22 protein-coding genes are annotated in these 20,977 nt (G+C 58.5%); 6 read left to right on the forward strand and 16 right to left on the reverse strand.

Features of this window, described 5'->3' with window-relative positions:
• Nucleotide 1: 1 nt before the first annotated feature.
• The 4 genes from AB6729_RS17430 to AB6729_RS17445 are packed head-to-tail and all read right to left on the reverse strand — an operon-like array spanning nt 2 to nt 2,491.
• Entirely contained in the window at nt 2–211 is a 210-nt protein-coding gene (locus AB6729_RS17430) for a hypothetical protein (RefSeq protein WP_371082933.1), read from the reverse strand.
• A gap of 50 nt (nt 212–261) precedes the next feature.
• Nucleotides 262–741 (reverse strand): transcriptional regulator NrdR, encoded by a 480-nt coding sequence (nrdR, locus tag AB6729_RS17435; protein ID WP_371082934.1) that lies wholly within the window; start codon nt 739–741, stop codon nt 262–264.
• Nucleotides 742–769: 28 nt separating this feature from the next.
• Nucleotides 770–1,801, reverse strand: coding sequence for a lysylphosphatidylglycerol synthase transmembrane domain-containing protein (locus AB6729_RS17440; protein WP_371082935.1), 1,032 nt, complete (start codon nt 1,799–1,801; stop codon nt 770–772).
• 3 nt (nt 1,802–1,804) lie between these two features.
• Nucleotides 1,805–2,491 carry a lytic transglycosylase domain-containing protein gene (locus AB6729_RS17445; RefSeq protein ID WP_371082936.1) on the reverse strand — a complete coding sequence of 229 codons (687 nt, stop codon included), beginning with the start codon at nt 2,489–2,491 and terminating at the stop codon, nt 1,805–1,807.
• 76 nt (nt 2,492–2,567) lie between these two features.
• On the opposite strand from AB6729_RS17445, the gene AB6729_RS17450 reads away from it, so the two are divergent.
• Entirely contained in the window at nt 2,568–2,759 is a 192-nt protein-coding gene (locus AB6729_RS17450) for a hypothetical protein (RefSeq protein WP_371082937.1), read from the forward strand.
• A 45-nt stretch (nt 2,760–2,804) separates the two neighbouring features.
• Here AB6729_RS17450 and AB6729_RS17455 read toward each other — a convergent pair whose 3' ends face one another.
• Both AB6729_RS17455 and AB6729_RS17460 read right to left on the reverse strand, forming a co-directional pair.
• Complete coding sequence (locus AB6729_RS17455) at nt 2,805–3,680, reverse strand: HAD-IIB family hydrolase (protein ID WP_371082938.1); 876 nt, start codon at nt 3,678–3,680, stop codon at nt 2,805–2,807.
• Entirely contained in the window at nt 3,677–4,594 is a 918-nt protein-coding gene (locus AB6729_RS17460) for a DMT family transporter (RefSeq protein WP_371082991.1), read from the reverse strand. The genes AB6729_RS17455 and AB6729_RS17460 overlap by 4 nt, the downstream gene beginning before the upstream one ends.
• A gap of 95 nt (nt 4,595–4,689) precedes the next feature.
• On the opposite strand from AB6729_RS17460, the gene AB6729_RS17465 reads away from it, so the two are divergent.
• A complete protein-coding gene (locus tag AB6729_RS17465; RefSeq protein WP_371082939.1) occupies nt 4,690–6,033 on the forward strand; it encodes a hypothetical protein in 1,344 nt (447 codons plus the stop codon).
• A gap of 6 nt (nt 6,034–6,039) precedes the next feature.
• Here AB6729_RS17465 and mreD read toward each other — a convergent pair whose 3' ends face one another.
• The 4 genes from mreD to AB6729_RS17485 all read right to left on the reverse strand — a co-directional run bounded on the left by mreD (nt 6,040) and on the right by AB6729_RS17485 (nt 10,125).
• On the reverse strand, nt 6,040–6,570 hold the full coding sequence (mreD, locus tag AB6729_RS17470) for a rod shape-determining protein MreD (RefSeq protein ID WP_371082940.1): 531 nt from the start codon (nt 6,568–6,570) through the stop codon (nt 6,040–6,042).
• A 1-nt stretch (nt 6,571) separates the two neighbouring features.
• Complete coding sequence (mreC, locus tag AB6729_RS17475) at nt 6,572–7,711, reverse strand: rod shape-determining protein MreC (protein ID WP_371082941.1); 1,140 nt, start codon at nt 7,709–7,711, stop codon at nt 6,572–6,574.
• Nucleotides 7,712–7,770: 59 nt separating this feature from the next.
• A complete protein-coding gene (locus tag AB6729_RS17480) occupies nt 7,771–8,835 on the reverse strand; it encodes a rod shape-determining protein (protein WP_371082942.1) in 1,065 nt (354 codons plus the stop codon).
• Between the two features lie 69 nt (nt 8,836–8,904).
• On the reverse strand, nt 8,905–10,125 hold the full coding sequence (locus tag AB6729_RS17485) for a hypothetical protein (RefSeq protein ID WP_371082943.1): 1,221 nt from the start codon (nt 10,123–10,125) through the stop codon (nt 8,905–8,907).
• Between the two features lie 57 nt (nt 10,126–10,182).
• On the opposite strand from AB6729_RS17485, the gene ald reads away from it, so the two are divergent.
• From ald to AB6729_RS17500, 3 genes are all read left to right on the forward strand, one after another.
• Nucleotides 10,183–11,295, forward strand: a complete 1,113-nt coding sequence (gene ald / locus AB6729_RS17490; protein WP_371082944.1) for an alanine dehydrogenase — start codon at nt 10,183–10,185, stop codon at nt 11,293–11,295.
• A 125-nt stretch (nt 11,296–11,420) separates the two neighbouring features.
• Nucleotides 11,421–13,796 (forward strand): PAS domain-containing sensor histidine kinase, encoded by a 2,376-nt coding sequence (locus tag AB6729_RS17495; RefSeq protein ID WP_371082945.1) that lies wholly within the window; start codon nt 11,421–11,423, stop codon nt 13,794–13,796.
• Nucleotides 13,793–15,157, forward strand: a complete 1,365-nt coding sequence (locus AB6729_RS17500; protein WP_371082946.1) for a sigma-54-dependent transcriptional regulator — start codon at nt 13,793–13,795, stop codon at nt 15,155–15,157. Before AB6729_RS17495 ends, AB6729_RS17500 begins: the two co-directional genes overlap by 4 nt.
• Here AB6729_RS17500 and AB6729_RS17505 read toward each other — a convergent pair.
• From AB6729_RS17505 to era, 3 genes are all read right to left on the reverse strand, one after another.
• Entirely contained in the window at nt 15,138–15,656 is a 519-nt protein-coding gene (locus AB6729_RS17505; RefSeq protein ID WP_371082947.1) for a GNAT family N-acetyltransferase, read from the reverse strand. The two genes, AB6729_RS17500 and AB6729_RS17505, sit on opposite strands and share 20 nt — an antisense overlap.
• 143 nt (nt 15,657–15,799) lie before the next feature.
• Nucleotides 15,800–16,111, reverse strand: coding sequence for a hypothetical protein (locus tag AB6729_RS17510; protein WP_371082948.1), 312 nt, complete (start codon nt 16,109–16,111; stop codon nt 15,800–15,802).
• Nucleotides 16,101–17,177: a GTPase Era gene (era, locus tag AB6729_RS17515; protein WP_371082949.1), complete on the reverse strand. Its 1,077-nt coding sequence runs from the start codon at nt 17,175–17,177 to the stop codon at nt 16,101–16,103. Before era ends, AB6729_RS17510 begins: the two co-directional genes overlap by 11 nt.
• 49 nt (nt 17,178–17,226) lie before the next feature.
• Here era and AB6729_RS17520 point away from each other — a divergent pair, with 49 nt between their 5' ends.
• The gene (locus AB6729_RS17520) at nt 17,227–17,766 is read left to right on the forward strand and encodes a cupin domain-containing protein (protein ID WP_371082950.1); all 540 of its coding nucleotides are present in this window, start codon (nt 17,227–17,229) and stop codon (nt 17,764–17,766) included.
• A 7-nt stretch (nt 17,767–17,773) separates the two neighbouring features.
• On the opposite strand, the gene AB6729_RS17525 is transcribed toward AB6729_RS17520, so the two are convergent.
• The 3 genes from AB6729_RS17525 to AB6729_RS17535 all read right to left on the reverse strand — a co-directional run bounded on the left by AB6729_RS17525 (nt 17,774) and on the right by AB6729_RS17535 (nt 20,705).
• Nucleotides 17,774–19,072, reverse strand: a complete 1,299-nt coding sequence (locus tag AB6729_RS17525) for a hemolysin family protein (RefSeq protein ID WP_371082951.1) — start codon at nt 19,070–19,072, stop codon at nt 17,774–17,776.
• Nucleotides 19,069–19,593 carry an rRNA maturation RNase YbeY gene (ybeY, locus tag AB6729_RS17530; RefSeq protein ID WP_371082952.1) on the reverse strand — a complete coding sequence of 175 codons (525 nt, stop codon included), beginning with the start codon at nt 19,591–19,593 and terminating at the stop codon, nt 19,069–19,071. The genes AB6729_RS17525 and ybeY overlap by 4 nt, the downstream gene beginning before the upstream one ends.
• An 80-nt stretch (nt 19,594–19,673) precedes the next feature.
• Nucleotides 19,674–20,705, reverse strand: a complete 1,032-nt coding sequence (locus AB6729_RS17535) for a PhoH family protein (protein WP_371082953.1) — start codon at nt 20,703–20,705, stop codon at nt 19,674–19,676.
• Nucleotides 20,706–20,977: the final 272 nt, after the last annotated feature.

Raw genomic sequence — 20,977 nt, forward strand, 5'->3', positions numbered from 1 at the left:
CTTATTGCACCTTTGTCGGGGGAGGGGTCTGCGCCTGAGACTGCGGCTTATTCTGCGGCGGCTGAGCGGGCGCAGTCTGTCCGGCTTTGCTGGTGTCAATGCCATTGGGAGCAGCGTCAACCGCTGTACCGTGTTTCACAGCGGCGTCGGGCTTGCATCCGGAAATGGTAACCATCAGAACGCACAGCAGCGTTCCAGCCAGCACTTTCATGACTGCTGTGATGCGGTGTGGATGGTATGTGGTTTGTGAAACGGGAAAGTTTATATTCCCGGGGAGGTCTTGCGGAGCCTCGATCCCAGTAGTTCTTCCAGTTCGGCCTTGAATTCGCGCACATCCTTGAAGTCGCGGTAGACGCTGGCGAAGCGGATATAGGCGACCGTGTCAATCTCTTTCAGTCGCGACATGATCAGTTCGCCAACCTCCACGGTGGTGCGTTCGCGCTCCGGCGAATCCACCACGTAGGCTTCCGTTTCATCCACGATTTTGCCCAGCCTGCCTGTGGGGACGGGGCGTTTCTGGCAGGCGTGCAGCAGGCCGTTCAGTACCTTCTGCCGGTCGAATTTCTCGCGGCGGCCGTCTTTCTTGACCACCATGTACGGAATTTCGTCGATGCGTTCATAGGTGGTGAAGCGCTTGTTGCACTTCTCACACTCGCGGCGGCGACGGATGCTATCCGCCTCCTTGCTCTCGCGTGAATCAACGACTTTATCCTGAGCCCAGCCGCAAAACGGACACTTCATGCGAAGCCCATTCTATCAAGCATTGTCGTCATGATTTCTGTGCGCTTTCACGGGCCACGGTGCGAAGGTTCACGCTTTCCACGCGGGCATAGATCAGTCCGGGCAGAATCACGTTGATCGAGGTCACAAAGTAAGTGATGATGGCGACGCTTGCAGCCAGCTCCGCCGGAACACCAAACAGGCGAGTCAGCGCACCGAAGGTGAGTGCCTGCGCCCCGCCGCCGACACCCGGCAGCGTCACAATGCCGCCCACCGCACTGAAACCCATCAGCAGCAGGCAGTGGGCAATGGTCAGGTTGTGCACCGGAGCAGGAAATGCCTTCATGGTAAGCACGTAGGTAATCGCAATGGTTCCCCACAATGCAAAGCTGCACACGATCATGCCGATGAAGTCACTCGTGCTGCCAACTACGTTCAGACCGTTGCGAAACTCCAGCACCTTGGCTTCCGCGCTTTGTCCGGCCGGTTTGGAGAGGATGCCAACGATGTGACGGATCAGCCGCGCCATGAATTCGCCGGCCATACGAACGGCGACGACAAAGGCGGCCAGCACGGCAATCATGGCGGCAATGACCCATCCCAGCTTGTGAAACAGCTCGTGGTAGGGCAAAGCGTTCAGTTGCGGGCTGAGGATGAGATTTCCGGCAAAGAGAATGCCGAAGGCGGCAAGATCAAAGATGCGCTCCACGGCTACGACGGCAATCTGCGAAGAAAACGACAGGCCAATTCGTCGGCTGACGAGATAGGGGCGAATCAGTTCACCCACGCGCCCGAAGATGGCGAGGCCTGCAAATCCGATGAACTGTGCACCAAGGAGCGTCCACCACGGCTTCCGTTCTTCCGGTGGCAGCGACGGCTTCAGGAAGAGTGTCCACCGAACGGCGCGCGCAACGGAATTGCTGTAAACCATCAGCGTTGCCAGCAGGAACAGCGGCAGATTCACCTGGCGGCTGGCCAGCCAGAACGCATGCCAGTCAAAGTGCGACTGGTGAATCTTCCAGAACAGAAATGCTGCAATGAGAAGGATGACCGTCCAGAGAGCGATGCGGCGTTTGTTCATGCTTTAGCGAACCACCGTGGCGGAAACTGCGCGTGCCTGCTCCGCAACACGACGATTAAATTCGCGGATCACACGTGCCACATAGGCCCGTGTTTCACGATAAGGCGGGATGCCATGATAACGATCGACTGCGCCCGGACCCGCATTGTAAGCAGCCAGTGCCAGCGCAAGATTGTCGTGGTATCGGGTCAGTAGTTGATCCAGATAGGCGCTGCCGCCATTCACATTCGATGCAGCGTCAAAGCTGTCTTTCACGTTCAACTGTGTTGCGGTGCCTGGCATCAACTGCATCAGGCCGCGTGCTCCCGTGCGCGATACGGCCTTTGTATTCCCACCGCTTTCCGCCTGCACGACAGACGCCAGCAACGCTACGTTTACATTATGGCGGGCGCCGGAATCGGCAAGGATGGTGGCTGTTCCGATGGGTTCGTGAGACTCAGTCTTTGTGGGCGCGGGGGGATCCGGCGCCGGTTCGACCGACGTGATCGAAGAGGCAGCGACGTCCATGAAATTGTCCGCATGAAGGTACAGCCGGGTGATGTCCGTCGAAAGAGCCTCATGGCGTTCACAGGCGATGCTGAACCCATTGCGAAGCGTTACCACCTCCGCAGCGCGTGCCGCAGCACCGCACATACCCGGTAGCAAAAGAAGCGCTGCAATCCTTCGGACGGAGAGGAAAACCATCCCCATCAGAGTAGCATCCGGGGTTTGCGATGCTTCTTTGATTCCTGTCGAAGCGTCATCCTTGTATCTCAGCAAAGCTCGTATGACCGCAGGTCGTCATCCTGAGCGCAATGAAGTGGAGTCGAAGGACCTGCTTTCGTTTCGCGCTACTGCAATGCTGGTTGGAAGCCCTGTTCCGCTGGTAGAGAATGCTTTGATTACCCGGAGCATTGCAGAGGGCATCGAAGCAAGCAGGTCCTTCGACTTCGCTCAGGATGACGACCTGCGGTCGTAGGAGCTTCGCTGGTTTAGGGATTTACATGGACGAAGGCATATCCACTTAGAAGTAAAGATCAATCGCCTCGGCAACGCCGTCTTCATGATGATGCCGCGTGACCGTCCAGTTGCGCTCCTCGGCCAGCAGGCGAAGGTCGTCCGGGGCATTGCCCATCAGCATGGGCCATCGCGCATGTTCCAGCATGGTCAGGTCATTCCAGTTGTCGCCAATGGCCATCAGGTCATGCGCCGCAAGCCCTTCTTCATGCAACAGATGGGCCAGTCCCGCACCTTTTGAGCAGCCTTGCGGAAGAATGTCCAGAATGCAGAGATCGCGTAACGGATAGACCGTCCGCGTCAACGACAGGCGTCCTTTGTGTGCTGCATCCAGATGGCGGAAGGCCGTTTCCATGCGTTCCATGCCGCCGCATAGCATCGCCTGGATAGCAGGGAATTCAGGCGCATGAAAGGCGGATTCAATGGGAGCAAAACGGCGAATGTCCGCGGCGTTTGCCACCATCCATTTCTCAATGCTGGCGTGCAGGTCGTCCACTTCTTCCAGCACCAGCGCTCCACTGGCCTCGTTGCCGTGCGCGTCCATGGTGTCAAAGGTGAAGACAAGGCAGTTGCGATAGTCGCTGACCGTTTCGCAAAGCCAGGTCGCCGTTTCCGCAGGCATCTCTTTGCGGAAAAGCAAGTGGCCGTCCATCGTGCGGGCCACCGCGCCGTTGGAGCTCAGCACAATGTCGTCCGGCTGGAAGTTACCGGTCTGCAGCACCTTCATGGCATAGCTGTGGCGTCGTCCCGTGGCAATGACGATGCGCGTACCGGCGCGGCGTGCGCGATCCAGCGCATCCTGGTTGCCGCGCGAAACCGTGCCGCCGGGGTGCACCAGCGTGCCATCCATGTCGATAGCGATCATCTTCGGCGTATCGCTCATACAGACTCCATCTGGATGGAATCGCTGCCAACCTCTCCGCGTGTCGAAAGCACCACGGCGGCGCCAACGATAAGCGATCCACCCAGCCATGCAATCAGGCCCAGCTGCTCATGCAGCAGGCATACGCCCAGCACCGATCCGATGACGGGCTCCAGGTTGATGAAGATGCCGCCCTGCGATGCCGGAACCTGCGTCATACCCCAATTCCACAGCAGGTTGGTTGCAGCGGTGCAGAGAACACCGCTGGCTGCCAGCGCCAGCCATGCCTTCATGGAGATGCCATGCACCGGCGGCATGCCGTATTGCAGGGGCACCCACACGAGCAGCATGATCGTCCCCAGCAGCAGGCTGCGCGCACTCACCTCCAGCGCGCTGTGGCGCAGCAGAAGTTTCTTGTTGCCCAGCAGCCACACCAGCGCAATGACTACGGAGAGAACGATCAGCGAATCGCCGAGCAGGGAAGAGGTTCCGCTGGCGTCGTGGCCGCCCAGCGCAATCAGGCATGCGCCCGTGGTGGACGCAATCAACGCAGTCCACCCCACGGCATCCAGCCGTTCCTTCAGAAAAATCGCTGCGGCTGCTGCCAGGATGACTGGCAACGTGCCAATCATGAGCGCAGCGTGCGAAAGAGAAGTGAGCGAGAGCCCCTTAAACTGCACCAGGAACTGCAGCGGAACGCCGAAAAACGCGGCGATGATCAGCAGACGCCATTCAGCTGCGGTCCATCGTTCACCGCGGCCCTTCATCAGCGGCAGCATGGGAAGTGCCGCAAACAGAAAGCGATACAGCACCATGTGTCCCACGCTGACCTCGCGCAGGGCGATCTTGCCAAAGAAGAATCCTGTGCCCCAGAGCGCCCCCGCCGAGGCGCAAGCCAGAAATCCAAGCGGACGGGAAGTGGTAGAAGAGGGCATCTTTCCACTGTCGCACAGGATGGCGTGGTGCAGGATGAGCAGGTTGTTGAAGGCTCGCGTTACCATAGGACTCGCAACCCGGACCACTTGCCGCAATGCCTGCCTCGCTTCGCCACCGCTTGTTTGTGCTCGCGCTGTTGTTGCCGAGTCATGCCTTCGCTGCGGCAGTGAATGATGATCCCGCGGCGAAACCTGCGGTTCCCGCGATTCAACTGCCTCTGGAGCCGCTGGGCTATCGCCCCCTGACCTCTGGCCTGGGGCTGCGCGCCGGATACACCAGCGCCACGGTGCATTTCATCGACGCTGACCATCTTTTGTTGACCTACACGGCAAAGAAGCTGGTGAAGCGGATGCCGGATCAGCGCGAAACCGACGATGACCATTTTGTGCGCGCTCTGGTCATCAGCCTGCCCGATGGCAAAGTGCAGCGCGAGGCGGAGTGGCGTTTACATGACCGTGCGCCGTATCTGTGGGCGCTTGGAAACGGGCGCTTTCTTCTGCGTGTCCGGAACAATCTGTATTCTCTGGACCCCCTGGGCAGCTACGATCCGTTGCATCTGGGCCAACGTCTTTTAATTGAGAACGAAGATGAGCTGGAGGCGTTGCAGTTCAGCCCACAGCACGACCTGATGATGCTGGAGACGACCCCAGCACGCAAGATCGGCGACGACCCCACGGATCAGAAGGAGCGCCCCGTTTCGGTCTTCTTCTATGGTGTGGCTTTGCAGCCGGATGGGTCCGTTCGCCTGACGAACCGCGGCCGCGCGTCGACCAAAAGTGCATTCACGCTGTCCTTCACCTCCATGGGCGTCCTGGAGACAGTGCGTGAGGACCGCACCCACTGGGGCTTTGATTTTCACGGCTATAACGGCGCAAAGATGGAACTGGGAGGCTTCACCTCCACCTGTCGTCCCACCAGCATGTTCATCTCCGACGCCGAGTTTTTCGCCTTTGGCTGCCGTGGTGGCGAAGAACGCAAGCTGATGGGCGGATTCAACTTGCTGGCCGAGGCAAAGTGGGTGTTCACGACAGATGACGAGCCGTTGTGGCTGGCGGTGGATAACTCGCCCGCAACCGGCCGGTTCGCCGTGCGCAACACGCTTACATCGGTCAGCACGCAGGGCACCGGATTGGTGGATGCAGCCGAGCTGCGCGCGGAAGAGATCCGGGTCTATGGCAATCGCGAGGGCGACGAACTGCTTCGCGTCAACGCAACTCCTGTGCAGCGTCCTGCGGGTAACTTTGCGCTGTCGCCGGATGGGATGCGGCTCGCCGTGTTTCAGGGATCGCAGCTTTCCATCTTCAATCTGCCGGAGCTCAAACCTGCGGAACGTTTCCTGCACACGAAGGAACAGGGCGCACTGGCACCGCTGAGACCCGCCGCAACGCTCAGTGTGATTACCGCGCTGACCAGCGGCAGTGATAACCGAACGCCATAAGCTGTTCTACAGAATGCTGTCCATGCGCGTGCGATCCAGCAGCAGGAAGATCGGGATTGCGACAGCAGAATTGATCGCGGCGCGCAGCAGCTCATGCACCCAGCGCGGATGCGCTTCAGCCTGGCCCAGCAGAATGCTTTGAATCAGGTACAGCAGCACCGATTGCAGCAGGCAGAAGACGAAGTTCATGAGAACGCGGGTCGCCATGTTCTCCACGTCAATCTTCAATCCGATGGATGCTGCCGCATACCCCAGAACAGATTTGGCAATACCATTGACGCCGATGAACTGGTTCCCCGGCAGATCCTGAAGCAAACCCACGACAGTACCGAAGAGTGTGCCTGCAATGGGATTTCTCCACGCAATGGAGAAGTACAGTACAAGGATCAGCGGCAGGTCCAGGATCGACAGTGGCTCCCAGATACGCGGTAAATAAGCATGCAGGAACAGCGCGCACAGCGGCACAGCCAGCAGCACGGCTGGATGAAAGCTGTGCTCCTCCAACTCCCGGCGATTCGTAAAAGGGCGACGGGGCATCTTATGGTTCCTCCGGCGCGTTGGAAGTAGACGTATTGGTGCCGTGCTGTGGAGGCGTTACAAGCTGCGTATTCGGCGCTCCCGGCGTAAGGCTGGACGCGGGTGGAATGGCTCCTGGCGAATAACGATCGGTGTGGATGGCGGGTTGCGGTCTTGGCAGGGTGGGAGCAGGGCTGGTCGCCGCATTCTCAGCGCCATCTTTCTCATCGGCTTTCTTCAAGCCGGGCAACCGATCCGCGACAACTTCCGCAGCCTTCTTGCCATCTTCCTGGTCGTCGTCCGCCGTATTCAACTGTTGCGAGATATGTGTCACCACCAGCACTTCTTCCAGCCGATCGAGATTCGCCGCAGGCTTGATCGCGATGGTGGCATAGGGTTGATGATCCGGGTCGGGCTTCATGTAGATCACGTTGCCCACAGGAAGGCCGCGGGGATACACGCGGTCGCCGCCGCTGGTGATGAGCGGTTCGCCCTGCTTGATGCGTTCATCGGGCAGCAGATTATTGATGAGGAGTATGCCGCCCGGCCCACCGCGCAGGATGCCGCGGCTACGCGTATTCAGCAGGATGACTCCCGCGCCGGAACTGATGTCGTTCAGCAGCAGCACCTGTGAGGACAAGGCAAACACATCGCGGACCTTGCCCACAGCGCCATCCGGTGTGATGACAGCCATATCGGGACGGATGCCGTCGTTGGAACCTTTGTCGATGGTGACAATGCGGCCTTGATCGCCGCCGCCCGTACCGATTACCTGTGCGGCCACGGTCTTGCCCACATACTGCTGCTTGAATGCCAGCAGCCGCTGCAAGCGCTGACCCTGCCGTGCGTCTTCTGCCAGCGAGGCTTCGCGCAGGCGAAGCTGGTCAATCTGATATTGGAGATCCTTATCGTGCTGCCGGACGTGGCGCAGGTCAATATAGCTGTGCCAGACGCCGCGTACGCCGCCGCCCATGTGTTTCAGCAGCGATTCCACCGGCGCGATAGTGTAGGCAGGCCACGCACGCAGGCCACGCACGTTGCGTCCATCTTCCCGCGCGGCGTAGCCCAGGCGCTTCATCTGCGACGCAAGACCGATCACCTGCGCCAGAAGCACAGCCACCAGCACCAGAGCACTTTTGAAGCGGCTGAAGAAGGATTCCATGAAGTCAGCTTCTAGCCTTTAGCCGTTAGCTAAGAGCTAAAAGCTAAAGGCCCCGGTTCTTAATCGATTGCCACTTTGCGCAGCAGGCCGAAGTCGTTCAACATGCGGCCGGTGCCCAGCACCACGGATGCCAGCGGATCGTCCGCGATGGATACGGGCAGCCCCGTTTCTTCGCGGATGCGGCGGTCCAGGTTCTTGATCAGCGCGCCACCGCCGGTCAGCACAATGCCACGGTCAGAGATATCGGCCGACAGCTCGGGCGGGGTCCGTTCCAGCGCCACGCGGATGGCATTCATGATGGTCGCAATGGATTCGCTGAGCGCTTCGCGGATCTCGGAATCGTCCACGGTAATTGTCTTCGGCACGCCTTCAATCAGGTTGCGGCCTTTGATCTCCATGGTCAGCGGCTTGTCCAGCGGGAACGCCGAGCCAATCTCCATCTTGATCATTTCGGCGGTACGCTCGCCAATCAGCAGGTTGTACTTGCGCTTCAGGAAGTTCATCACGGCTTCGTCCATCTGGTTGCCGGCCATGCGAACTGAGCGCGAATAGACGATGCCAGCGAGTGAAATCACCGCGATATCCGTCGTTCCTCCACCGATATCGACAACCATGTTGCCGCCAGGCTCCGTGATGGGCAGGCCTGCGCCGATAGCGGCCACCATAGCCTGCTCCACGAGGTACACCTCAGAGGCTTTGGCGCGATACGCGCTGTCTTCCACGGCGCGCTTTTCCACCTGCGTGATTTCGGAAGGCACGCCGATGATGATGCGCGGGTGCACCAGCATCTTGCGGTTATGCGCCTTCTGAATGAAGTAGTTCAACATCTTTTCCGTGTGGCGGAAATCGGCAATCACGCCGTCCTTCATCGGCCGGATGGCGATGATGTTGCCGGGTGTGCGGCCCACCATCTCCTTGGCTTCCCTGCCCACGGCTTCCACTTCATTCGTGATTTTGTTCACAGCGATGATGGAAGGCTCATTGACGACGATGCCTTTACCGCTGGCGTAGACCAGCGTATTTGCAGTCCCCAGGTCGATTGCAAGATCGTTCGAAAACAGCGAAAAAAGCGAGCGCATGGAGCGCTGACGGGAGGTGCGTCCCTGGTATCCGTTTTGAGGCATGTAAGCGTTTGTCCTGCGGTGCGAGGCTTTTCCCCATTGTACGCCGCCAGCGCGGTGGAAAGAGTCTGCCTACCAGATAGCGATGATCTGCACCAACGCCAGAAAATCCAGCGGCGTACGGAAGCGCGGATCCGCGTTGGTGAGCAGGAATGGAATGACATAGACCACAGCCGTAAGGATGAAAATTCCGTGTGTCACGTCCAGAGATTTGCGCCGCAGGAGCAGCAGCACCAGCCAAACAGGAAGTGCAAGCGCCAGTAGCAACTTAAACATCCCCTGGCCGGACTGCAGCTTATGAACTTTTGTGTCCGGCCGTAGCAGCGTCCAGAGCTTGACTGCGGGCAGTATGGCCTCTTCTTTCGGATGGGAACGGATGAAATCTTTTGCCAGCGTGGTGAACAGCGGTCCTGTCTCGTCGGCATGAGCCTGTTCTTCTGATAAGGAATGGCCATCTGCCTGGGCAGCAGGCAGAATTGAGGGCTCTCCATTGAGCCGGGCCAGAAGTGCCGCGCGGGAAAATTGATTGTGCCCTGCAAACAGGTTGTAGGGACCATTGTGCGGCAAATCAATCGTGTGAAACGCGATCAGTGAGCACAGGACGAAGGCTGCAATCCCTGACACGATGGGCGTTGCCAGTGCGACAGGCCAGGAAATTTGCGGACGGCGTGGAGAACGCATCCCAGCCCACAGCGCGATGGCCAACGGCAGGGCCAGCAAAAGGAAATTTGGCCTCTCAAACAGCCCAAACCCAAAAGAGATCCCCGTACCCAGCAGCAGGGCAATGGATGGCCCTTTGCGGCTAAGCATCACCATGCAAAGCAACAGGAGAAGAAGCAGTTCCGTGGAATAGGCCACGTCCCAGATCTTGTTTACCGATAGCAGCAACTCTGGATGAAGCTGCAACAGCAGCGTCGCCACCAGCGCTCGGCGTGGTGGAACGCTCCATGCCTGCAGGCACAGGTACAGGGTAACGGCAATGGCAACATGCAACAGTACCTGTACAGCGATGGCTCCCGCCTGCGGATGCGACGGCAGCACACGAATGCCGAGTGCTACCAGCTCAGGATAACCAGCAGGGGTGAAATCCTGTGGGATGCGGCCGTGCTGTGCCAGTGCCACAGCATCGTCCCAGTAGCCGCCCATGGGGCGACTAAATGTCGTAAAGCACCCAACGACGGTGGCGCAGAGAGCCGGTACGCCGAGCAACAGCGCTAACCCCCCGCGTCTGGGCAGGAGGGGGTTCGGTTCAGGGGCCTGATCGTCGCGCATGGCGAGATTATTGCATGCCATTTCAGGCTTATGGATGAAGGGTGAAATGATGGAAGTGCAAGGAGCATACGAAGAATCATGATTGTTGGCGTACCCAAGGAAGTCAAAGATCACGAAAGCCGTGTAGGCATTACCCCCGCAGGCGTGCGCGCGTTGGTGGAGGCCGGACACAAGGTGCTGGTGCAGACTGGCGCAGGTGAGTTGTCCGCATTCCCTGACGATGAGTATCAGAATGCGGGAGCAGAGATTGTCGGCAGTGCCTATGACACCTGGCGGCTGGCAGACATGGTCGTCAAGGTGAAGGAACCCATCGAGAAGGAGTATCAGTACTTCCGTCCCGGCCTTGTGTTGTTCACCTATCTGCATCTTGCGCCGCTGCCCGCTCTGACGGAAGCGTTGATGGAGAAGCAGGTTACAGGCATTGCGTATGAAACGGTGCGTGATCGCGCCGGTTCGCTGCCGCTGCTGACCCCCATGAGCGAAGTGGCCGGACGCCTCAGCGTGCAGGTGGGCGCGGAATATCTGCAAAAGACGAAGGGTGGCCGCGGCCTGTTGCTGGGCGGTGTTCCGGGCGTGCCTCCGGGCAATGTGGTTATCATCGGCGGCGGAATCGTCGGTATCAATGCGGCCAAGATGGCGCTGGGGCTGGGCGCGAAGGTCACGATCGTGGACCTCAGCCTGAATCGCCTGCGCGATCTGGACGACATCTTCAACGGTCGCGTCTTCACGCTGGCGTCGAACAGCTACAACATTGCCAAGGCTTCGTCGGAAGCCGATCTTCTCGTTGGCGGTGTGCTCATCCCCGGTGCTGCTGCACCGAAGCTGGTCACAGCCGCGATGGTGAAGAACATGAAGAAGGGCGCGGTCATTGTGGACGTGGCCATCGATCAGGGCGGCAGCATTGAGACGGCGAGGCCCACCACACATACCGACCCGGTATACGAAGTGGATGGCGTGGTGCACTACTGCGTCACGAACATGCCCGCGGCTGTGCCGAATACCTCGACGCTGGCGCTGACCAACGCAACGTTCCCCTACGTGCTGAAGCTGGCGAATGAAGGCGCAGAAGCGGCCATTAAGTCGGACAAGGGCTTTGCGGAAGGCGTGAACACCTACAAGGGAACGCTCACGTATCAGGCGGTTGCAGAATCGCAGAGCAAATCCTGGAAAGCGGTCGCCGAACTGCTGTAGTCCCCAAACGTTGCTTAGAACGTAAAAGCCTGTATCACTCCGCGTGACAGCGAAAGGATACAGGCCTTTTTCGTTCCGCTTCTGTAACGCCTATAATCGCGAACACCGTCACAGGAGGCATGAACATGGGCACAACACGCCAGCGCAAGATTTTGATGATTGTGCTGGGTGTATTCCTTCTCCTGTTGTTTCTCGGGCTGGCGGCGTTGAATGCCTTCCGGCTGAGTTTCCTCACGCCGGATACGCCGGGCGGCATCTTCTTTTTCATCGCGGTTGCGTTCCTTGCGTTTCTGATCTTCCTTGCCATCCTGATTGTGCTCATGCGAAACGTGCTGAAGCTTTATGCGGAGCAGCGCAGCCGCGTGCTGGGCGCGCGTCTGCGGACACGGATGTTGCTGGGCGCGGTGCTCCTCAGCCTGCTGCCGGTGGGCTGCATGTATGGCTTCAGCTATCTGCTGATGAACCGTGCCATTGAGCGATGGTTTTCCCTTCCTTCGGAACATCTCCGGCAGGAGTCGTTGTCGGTCTCACGCGATCTTTCGCGTTACATCGAAGCAAACGCGCGTTCCGAGGCGGAAGAGATCGCCAGTGTTATCTCCGAAGCCGGACCGAATGTAACACCTGCGACACTGCAGCGCGCCATGCAGAGTCATGAAGTTTCGCTGCTCGGAGGATTTGCGCAGGTCTACAGCGGTGATGTTGTCGTGTCACGTTTTCATACGCCACCCGATCCCGCAGTCGTCAGTGTGTGGCAGCCACCCGATACGCTTCCCGGCGAGGACGAGGGGCTGAGTTCTGCATTGCAGAAACGCGATGGCGGCACCGTCAATGCCATGTTGTTGGCTGCTCTCCGGCGCAACGATGAGCCGATTCTCACTGCAGGCGGCGTCGATTACATCCTTGGTTCCGCGCATACGTCGTCAGGGTTACTGGTTGTGTCTGGTGTTCCACTGCCCGGCGGCATGACCACGCACATTGCCACGTTGAATCGTGCGGGTCAGCAGTATTGGCAGTTGTTCCGTATGCGTCAGAAGGTGCGTGCCACGTACATGATGTTGCTGATGATGATCACGGGTCTCGCGCTATTCATCACCAGTTGGCTTGCGTTGCATCTCTCCAAGCAGGTGACCAGGCCAGTGGAAGCGCTGGCGGATGCCATGAGCGCCATCGCGCAGGGCAACTATCAACAGCGTGTGGAAGCGTCTGCCACAGAAGAACTCGGTGACCTGGTGCAGACCTTCAACACTATGGCCGACGATCTGGAATCCAGCCGTCGCATGGTGGAGAAGACCACGCTGCAGGTCTTTGAAGCGAACGTAGAAGTGGAACTGCGCAGGCGCGAACTGGAAACCATGCTGCAGACCATTCCCAACGGCGTCGTTATGTTGGACGTGGATCGCCGTATTCACGTCGTGAATCGCGCCTTCGGCGAGATGCTGGATCCCGGCGGTCAACGTGCGTTTGTGGGTTTGCTGTTGGATGAAGTGATACCAGCGGAGAGCCTGGAAGTGATGGATCGCCTGCTGCGCCGCAGTCATCGCATGGGTACTGCTTTCGCAGAGACAGAGATGCCCATGCACAACGGCACATTGAATCTGGCCATAACCGCTGCAATTCTCGAGACCACCAGCGGTGGCACACGCACGCCCACGGGCTATGTGCTGGTGCTGGAAAATGCAACCGAACTTCTGCGCGCGCAGAAACAGTCCGCATGGAAAGAAGTGGCGCGTCGTGTTGCGCACGAAATCAAGAATCCGCTCACACCGATTTCATTGAACGCCGAACAGATTCGCCGCCACATCGTACGTCTCGGTGATCTGTTGCAGCAGCATCAACTGGAATCATCCTCCATCGGTACCATTCGCCATTCCAGCGAAGTCATCAGCGCGTCGGTGGAGAGCATGCGCGGGCTTGTCGACCAGTTCTCATCGCTTGCCGAGTTCCCCAACGCGCAACCGCGCCCCGCAGACCTGAACACCATCATTGAAAACACGCTGAGCCTCTTCGCAGGCCGACTCACCGGCATTACGGTGGTGAAGTCGTTGGAACCGCAACTGCCACTGGGAATGGCCGATCCCGAGGCCATCAAGCGTGCTCTCTCCAACCTCATCGACAACGCCGCCGAAGCCATGACGGGAAGCCTGCTGCGAGAGATTCACATTGAAACGCGTCGCAGTGAACAGTCGCAGGGCATGCTGGAGATTGTGGTGGCTGATACCGGTCCGGGCGTCACGGACGACATGCGCGAGCGATTGTTCCTGCCGTATTTCTCCACCAAGCAACGCGGCACAGGGTTGGGCCTGACCATCGTGGCAAAGATTATGGCGGACCATCAGGGCACCATCCGCGCAGAAAAAAATCTGCCCACGGGCGCGCGTTTTCTATTGGAACTTCCCATTGCGGCTCCACCTGAAGACAGTGGACTCCACCGCGTTGCAACAGGTGACGAATCCTCTGCATCGGAAATCACAAAAGCACAGACTAGGAACATACCCGCATGACCCACATCCTTGTTGTGGATGACGAAGCAGAGATCCGCGAATCGCTGGAGACCATCCTGCGCGAGGAAGGCTACGTCGTCACCTCCAGCGGCACCGCCACGGAATCGCTGGAACTGATCCGCGACGTGGAGTACGACGTGGTGTTGCTGGATATCTGGCTGCCCGACGGCGATGGTCTGGAAGTGCTGGCGCGCATCCGCGATCTGGCTCTCGCCGCCCCACCGGAAGTCGTCATCATCTCCGGTCATGGAACCATTGAATCTGCGGTGCGAGCCACGAAGCTGGCTGCGTATGACTTCCTGGAAAAACCGCTGTCGCTGGATCGCACGCTGCTTGTGTTGAAAAATGCAACCGAAGCCCGTCGCCTTCGTTTGGACAATTCCGAGTTTCAGCAGCAGCTTGCGCAGAAGGCCTACCTCACGGGTGAAAGCATTCCCATGAAGGCGTTGCGGCAGCAGATTCGCCTGATGGCTCCCACCAACGGACGTGTGCTCATCTACGGCGAATCCGGCAGCGGCAAGGAACGCATTGCACGCACCATGCATGCAGAGAGCCTGCGTGCCGACCGCCCTTTCATTGAACTGAACTGCGCAGCGATTCCAGAAGACTTCATTGAAAGCGAACTTTTCGGCTACCGTCATGGCGTTGCTCCCGGCGGGCCGCCGGAGAAGCGCGGCACCTTCGAACGTGCGGATGGCGGCACGTTGTTTCTGGATGAAGTGGGCGACATGAGCCTGAAGACACAGGCCAAAGTATTGCGCACGCTGGATGAACAGCGCTTCTATCCTGTGGGCGCGTCGAATCCGGTCCATGTCGATGTGCGTGTGATCGCTGCAACGAACAAGGACCTGGAAGACGAAATCATCAAAGGAAATTTTCGCGAAGACCTCTTCTATCGTCTCAACGTGATCCCGTTTTTTGTTCCTCCGCTGCGCGACCGAATGCAGGACATTCCATCGCTGGTGCAGGAGTTCCTGAGCGAGTTTGGCAGGCAGTATGGGCGTCCGCGTGTGGAGATTTCACCCGATGCCATCAGTGCGCTGAAGCAGTATGCGTGGCCCGGCAACGTGCGTGAGTTACGCAACATGGTCGAGCGTGTGCTCATTCTGAATCCCAAGGCGATCCGCATTGAACGGAAGCATCTGCCTGTGCTCTTGTCACGCGATGGTGCGGTCAAGCAGCGGGGCGACGATTTCGGAACGCTGCTGCAGGCGCGCGAGGCTTATGAGCGTGACTACATCCTGAAAAAACTGGAAGAATGTCACGGCAACATAAGCCGCGCTGCGGATGCGCTCGGCCTGGAGCGCAGTCATCTTTATCGCAAGATGAAGGCGCTGGGCGTCACGATGAAGGAAGCGTGATGCGATAGCGGATGGTGCCTTCTTCCGCGCCTTCGCCATCGAAACGCATGCCACACTTCTTCATTACACGAATCGATTCCTGCATCGCTGGAAAGGTATGCGCAATCACGCTGTGCACGCCCTGCGCGGACAGCAGTCGCAGCACCGCCCGCGTCGCTTCCGTGGCATAGCCGTTGCGCTGCCACGGTTTCAGGATGGCGTATCCCGTCTCGGCTTCGTTTGCGCCTGTCGAAAACGCTCCCACTGTTCCAATCAAAACCGGTTCCGGCAGGGGAAGCACCACGTAGCGATTCCATCCAATCGTTTCAGGATGCTCCGCGAACTGCTTGCGAAAGAAATCGAAGACGTGCGGTTCCCAGTTGCTGTCAGGCCACTCATGCGGAATACGCGCTTCAAGACGCGCAGCAAGTGCGGTATAACTGGCAGTTTCCGCATCCAGCAGCTCCGGTGTAATGGCCACAAGGCGCAGCCGCGCCGTAAAAATGTCCGATGTATTCAAGCGGTTGTCTCCATCAGGATGGGTTGCGGACAAAGGTCATCACATGCACCGCGAAGAAGCGGAGCGTGCGAAATCACTTAGCGGCAGGAGACAGTCATAGGCGCGAAGCAAGCATAGCAGAGGAGGAAAGAGCAGGGTGATACTCAGCCAGCCGCCTCATAAGCTTTTCGCAGTCGCTCCAATGCTGCGCCCAGTTCCTTGTCGCTGGCAACAGGGAAGATATCCCACTTGTGCGTGTTGCCGGCAATGGGCTTCTGACGTCGCAGTGCAATTGAGTTCGGGTTCTCAATCGCTCGCGTGGCTGGCAATAGCGCGAAGATGGCGTCTTTGCGATACAGACTCACCATGCCGAACATCTTGCCGCAGCGTGTGCCCGGCCATGTCCGCGCCTCGTGTTCCAGCATCACGGAGCGGCGACGCATCTCGTCGGAAACAGCAGGGAACTTAGGCCTCATGCTCTTTCTTAAACGCCTGCGAAACCTGCAACGATTCCAACTGACGCCGCCAGTCCAGCTCTTCCACAAAGCCCTTCTTCGAGCGCCAGTCTTCCTTCACCTTCACAAACAGTTCCAGGAAAACGCGCGTGCCCAGGAGAGTTTCGATCTCTTTACGGGCTGCGGTGCCAATCTGTTTCAGCATGGCGCCCTGCTTGCCAATGAGGATGGCCTTTTGCCCGCTGCGTTCGACGAAGATGGCTGCGGCAATCTTCGTTACCGGCAGCTTCGGTTCTTCGCCCTTCTTCGGCTTGCGCTGCGGCCCCGGCTCTTCCCACTTCTCCACCACAACGGCGGAGGCATAAGGAACTTCCTCGCCGGTGAAGAGCAGAATTTTTTCGCGGATCAGCTCTGCTGCAAGGAAGCGCATCGGCTGATCGGTGAGTTGGTCTTCAGGGAAATAGCGGTTCGCTTCCGGAAGACGCTCCACAATGCGATCCAGCAGAGTATCCAAACCGTCCTTCTTTGCGGCCGAGATCAGTACCGTGTCCGTGAAAGCGAACTTCGTCGTCCAGTGTGTAATCAGCGGAAGAAGGTCTTCACGCCTTACCAGGTCAATCTTGTTGAATACAAGAACCACCGGGCACTCCACGTTGCGCAACATGCTCAACGCAAACGCATCTTCCGCAGCGCTCAGCGCTTTCTTGTCTTCACCCGGCGAAGGCGATTTGCCTTCCACGCGCGGCGCGGGCTCGTGAATGCGATGCGTCGCATCCACAAGGAACAGCACCACGTCGCGGCTTTCCAGCGCATCGTGGACTTCCTGCATCATGCGGCGGTCAAGCTGCGTGCTGGGCTTATGCACGCCCGGTGTATCGACCAGAACAATCTGCGCAGCAGGCAGAGCTTCACGGCTTTTCGTCTTCGACCGTGCCGGCTGTTCCAGAACGCCCAGGATGCGTGTGCGCGTGGTCTGCGCTTTATGCGTGACGATAGCCAGCTTCTCTCCAAGGAGAGCGTTCAGCAGGGTGGACTTGCCTGCGTTGGGGCGACCGATAATAGAGACGAAACCTGCGCGAAATGCCATCTCTTCCAGTGTATGCCGCAGCGCATCTCATGGTGCAGGAGAACTCGAAATGGACTGGAATCTGCTGACACAACCCGTTCTGCCGCCAGATGATCTCGCCCGCTCGCTCGTGTTGGCTTTGTCCGATGACGGTTCCCTCCCGCATATCGGCATTGTGGGCGATACCTACACCATCCTGCTTGGCAGGAAAGATACCGCAGGTCGATTCTGCCTGATTGACATGCACATCCCGCCCGGCGGCGGTCCCGGCCCGCATCGCCATGACTTCGAGGAGACCTTCATCCTGATGGATGGTGAACTGGAGTTTGTCTTCCGAGGAGAGGCTAAGACCGCACGCTCGGGAGAAACCGTACACATTCCGGCCAATGCGCCGCACGTCTTCCGCAATGCGTCGTCGAAGCCGGTGCGGCTTCTTTGTCTGTGTTCTCCCGCCGGGCAGGAGGAGTTTTTTCTGCAGCTTGGCGTGCCAGTGAAGAGCCGTATAGAGGCGCCTCCCAGGCCGACGCCCGAACAGGACGAACTGTTTCGCAGAAAGGCTGCCGAACTAGCTCCGAAATACAAAACAGAGTTGTTGCACAGCCCGGAATAAACCAGCTTTAGTTCTCGGTAAGGTCCTCGGGCGGCAGCAGGCTCACGCGCACGCGCTTCACCAGCCGCGATGTGGCATTGACCACTTCCAGCCGCAACCCGTCTTCTTCAATTACTTCACCGGGATGCGGAATATGTCCGGCAAGCTCCGAAACAAGACCGCCCACGGTGCTGGCTTCCAGATCGGTGCGCATCCGCAGCGGCTCGCGCTCGTCCTCGTCGGCATCTTTCTGCAGCAGGTCGCGAAGCTTCGCAACATCCATGCTGCCGGGCACAATCCATGAACCGTCTTCTTCTTCCAGCACTTCCGCATCTTCATCGTGTTCGTCTTCAATGTTGCCCACGATGGCTTCAATCAAATCTTCAATCGTAACCAGTCCTGCAACGCCGCCGTATTCATCAATCACGATGCGCATGTGCTGCTTCTCGCTCTGCATCTCGCGCAGCAGCTCGTTAACTTTCTTTGGCTCAGGCACAAACGCCGCAGGCCGTTGCATCTCTCGCACTGTGCGGGTGTTCGCATCCACGTCGGTGATCTGCAGCAGGTCATGCGCAAAGGCAATGCCGGTGATCTCATCCACGGTGTCGCGATAAACCGGCACGCGTGAGAATGCATTCTCATTCAGCGCTGCGGTGAACTCTGCCAGTGTCATGCTCTCCGGCACGGTGAACATCTCTGGCCGCGGCGTCATCACCTCGCGCACCACCATGTCGCCAAACTCCACCACGCTGCGCACCAGTGCGCGGTCACTCTCCTCCAGGATGCCTTCTTCTTCACCGGCTTCCAGCAGAGCGTCCACACCTTCGTCGGGATGTTCCTCTGCTTCTTCGTTGTCCGGCTCGGCCAGCGAAACGATGGATTCCAGCAGCCCCAGCGTCAGCGTCAACGGCAGGACCAGGTAGAACAGCACCTGCAACGGAATACGCGCATTGGAAACCCAGTCGCCACGGGTACGTGCAAACAGCACCTGCGGCAACATGCGATCAAACACAATGATGATCAGCGCAAGCTCTACTACCGTCTCTGCATACGCAGGCCATCCACCGCCCACATGTGCGCGGTGCACGCCCAGAATCAGGGCAAGCAGAGCCAATGAACCCTGCCGAAGAATGGAGGCAGACAGCGCAACCGAATCGCGTGAAAGCCCAAATCGCGGCTCCATGCGCTCTGTCCATGCATCCAGATTTTCCTGGTATTCGCGAGCAAGGAACTTGCCCATCTCGCTGTACACGCGATCCGCGTACGACGACAGTGTGAGCACCGCCAACAACAGCACGATGGAGAACAGGAAGAGAAGAGGGCTCATCTCTGCGTCCCCTTCGCCGAGCTTTTCTTTGCTGCTGTCTTCTTCGCTTTTGTTACCGCGCGTTTCTTAGGAGCAGACAGTGTGCGTTCAATCAGTCCTGTCGGCAGTTTCAGCTTTTCGCGCAGCTCCGCTTCCAGTGCGCGCATCTCGCCCTTGTCGGTTTCGTGGTCGTATCCGGCCAGATGCAGAACGCCGTGCAGCATCAGCGTTCGCAGTTCATCTTCCAGCGAATGCCCGTGTTCGTCCGCCTGCCGCTGCGCTGTATCTAACGAGATGGCAAGATCGCCTGCGTAGCCTTCTTCATTTTCAAAAGCAGGGAAGCTCAAAACATCGGTGGGTTTGTTCTTGCCGCGGAAGTTGCGATTCAGTTCTTTCAATCGCGCGTCGTCCGCCAGCAGCACGGTCACTTCGCCGTCCAGCCCGGCGGCTTTTTGCGCACGTTTCAGAAAACGTGAAAGTGCCGCCTTCTGCAGCGAAGGTTGTGTGCCATCCGTTCGACTCGGAGGTTCTGTAACGATCAATGCGCCTCGCGTACTAAAGAGAAAACAGACAGGAGAGGGAAACTCCCTCTCCTGTTCATGCTACCTGTTCTGATGCGAAGTTACTGCGTTTTGCGCACGGTCGGCTTCGTTTCTGTTGCCGGAACGTCGATGCCGCCTTCCAGCCCCAGCGAAAGCTGCTGCTCACGCTGATGTGTCTCGTAGGCACGAACAATGCGTTGCACCAGGTTATGGCGCACCACATCCTTGTCTTCAAAGTGACAGAAGCCTACGCCCTCCACGCCATCCAGCACGCCCAGGGCTTCCAGCAGTCCGCTTCGTTTCGGATTGGGCAAGTCAATCTGCGTCAGGTCGCCGGTGATGACGGCCTTGCTGTTCATACCCAGGCGCGTCACGAACATCTTCATCTGTTCGTTGGTCGTGTTCTGCGCTTCGTCCATGATGATGAAGGCGTTGGACAAGGTACGGCCACGCATAAAGGCCAGCGGGGCCACTTCAATGATGCCTTTTTCCAGCAGCTTATCCACGCGCTCTTTTTCCAGCAGATCGTAGAGCGCGTCATACAGCGGACGCAGATACGGGTCGACCTTTTCCTGCAACGAACCAGGTAAGAAACCTAACCGTTCGCCTGCTTCCACAGCAGGGCGCACCAGGATAATGCGCTCCACCTTCTTCGCCATCAGCGCGCTTGCAGCCATCGCCACGGCAAGATACGTTTTGCCCGTACCGGCAGGACCAATGCCAAAGGTCATGTCGTTCTGCTCAATGGCCTCGACATACTTTTTCTGGTTGGCCGAACGCGGATTCACCATGCGCTTCACGCCGTTGGCGGTGCGTTGACGACCACTGTCCACAAGCTGTTTCAGGCTGGATGATGGGTCGGCCACGGCCAGCTTCACCAGTGCGTGGAGTTCCGGTCCGGCCAGCGACACACCGCTGCGACGCAGAGCTTCAAAGTCCTCGAAGATGCGTTCCACCAGCGCCACGTGCTCGTCCGTTCCTTCCGCAAGCAGGCCGTTCGATCGCAGATCGATCGATACGTCCAGCTCCCTCTCCATCCACCGCAGGTTTTCGTCACGAAGCCCGAACAGAGCTTCCGTATGGGGCGTGATTTCGAGCAGGATCTTGGCCAATGTGCGCTATGCCTCCATGGGTCTGGGGTGCGTTGAATTTAAATTTACTTGCCAGGAATTAGATGCAGGAGAGGCCTCGACCGACTGAGTTCCACGCACCACGGGAATGCGGTGTCTGGTGGAACGGATCGAATTGGCGAGTATCACCAAATCAGTCGAAGTTGCGCTGAGAATAGCGCTGTGACACACCATCGTCAAGCAACAAAACAGCAAAAAAGCCATGAACAACCGAAGATTCCGGCATCCTGTGCAAAAGAAGGGCCGGAACCCTT

Origin of the sequence: Terriglobus sp. RCC_193 (genome assembly GCF_041355105.1) — a bacterium.
Classification (GTDB): Bacteria; Acidobacteriota; Terriglobia; order Terriglobales; family Acidobacteriaceae; genus Terriglobus.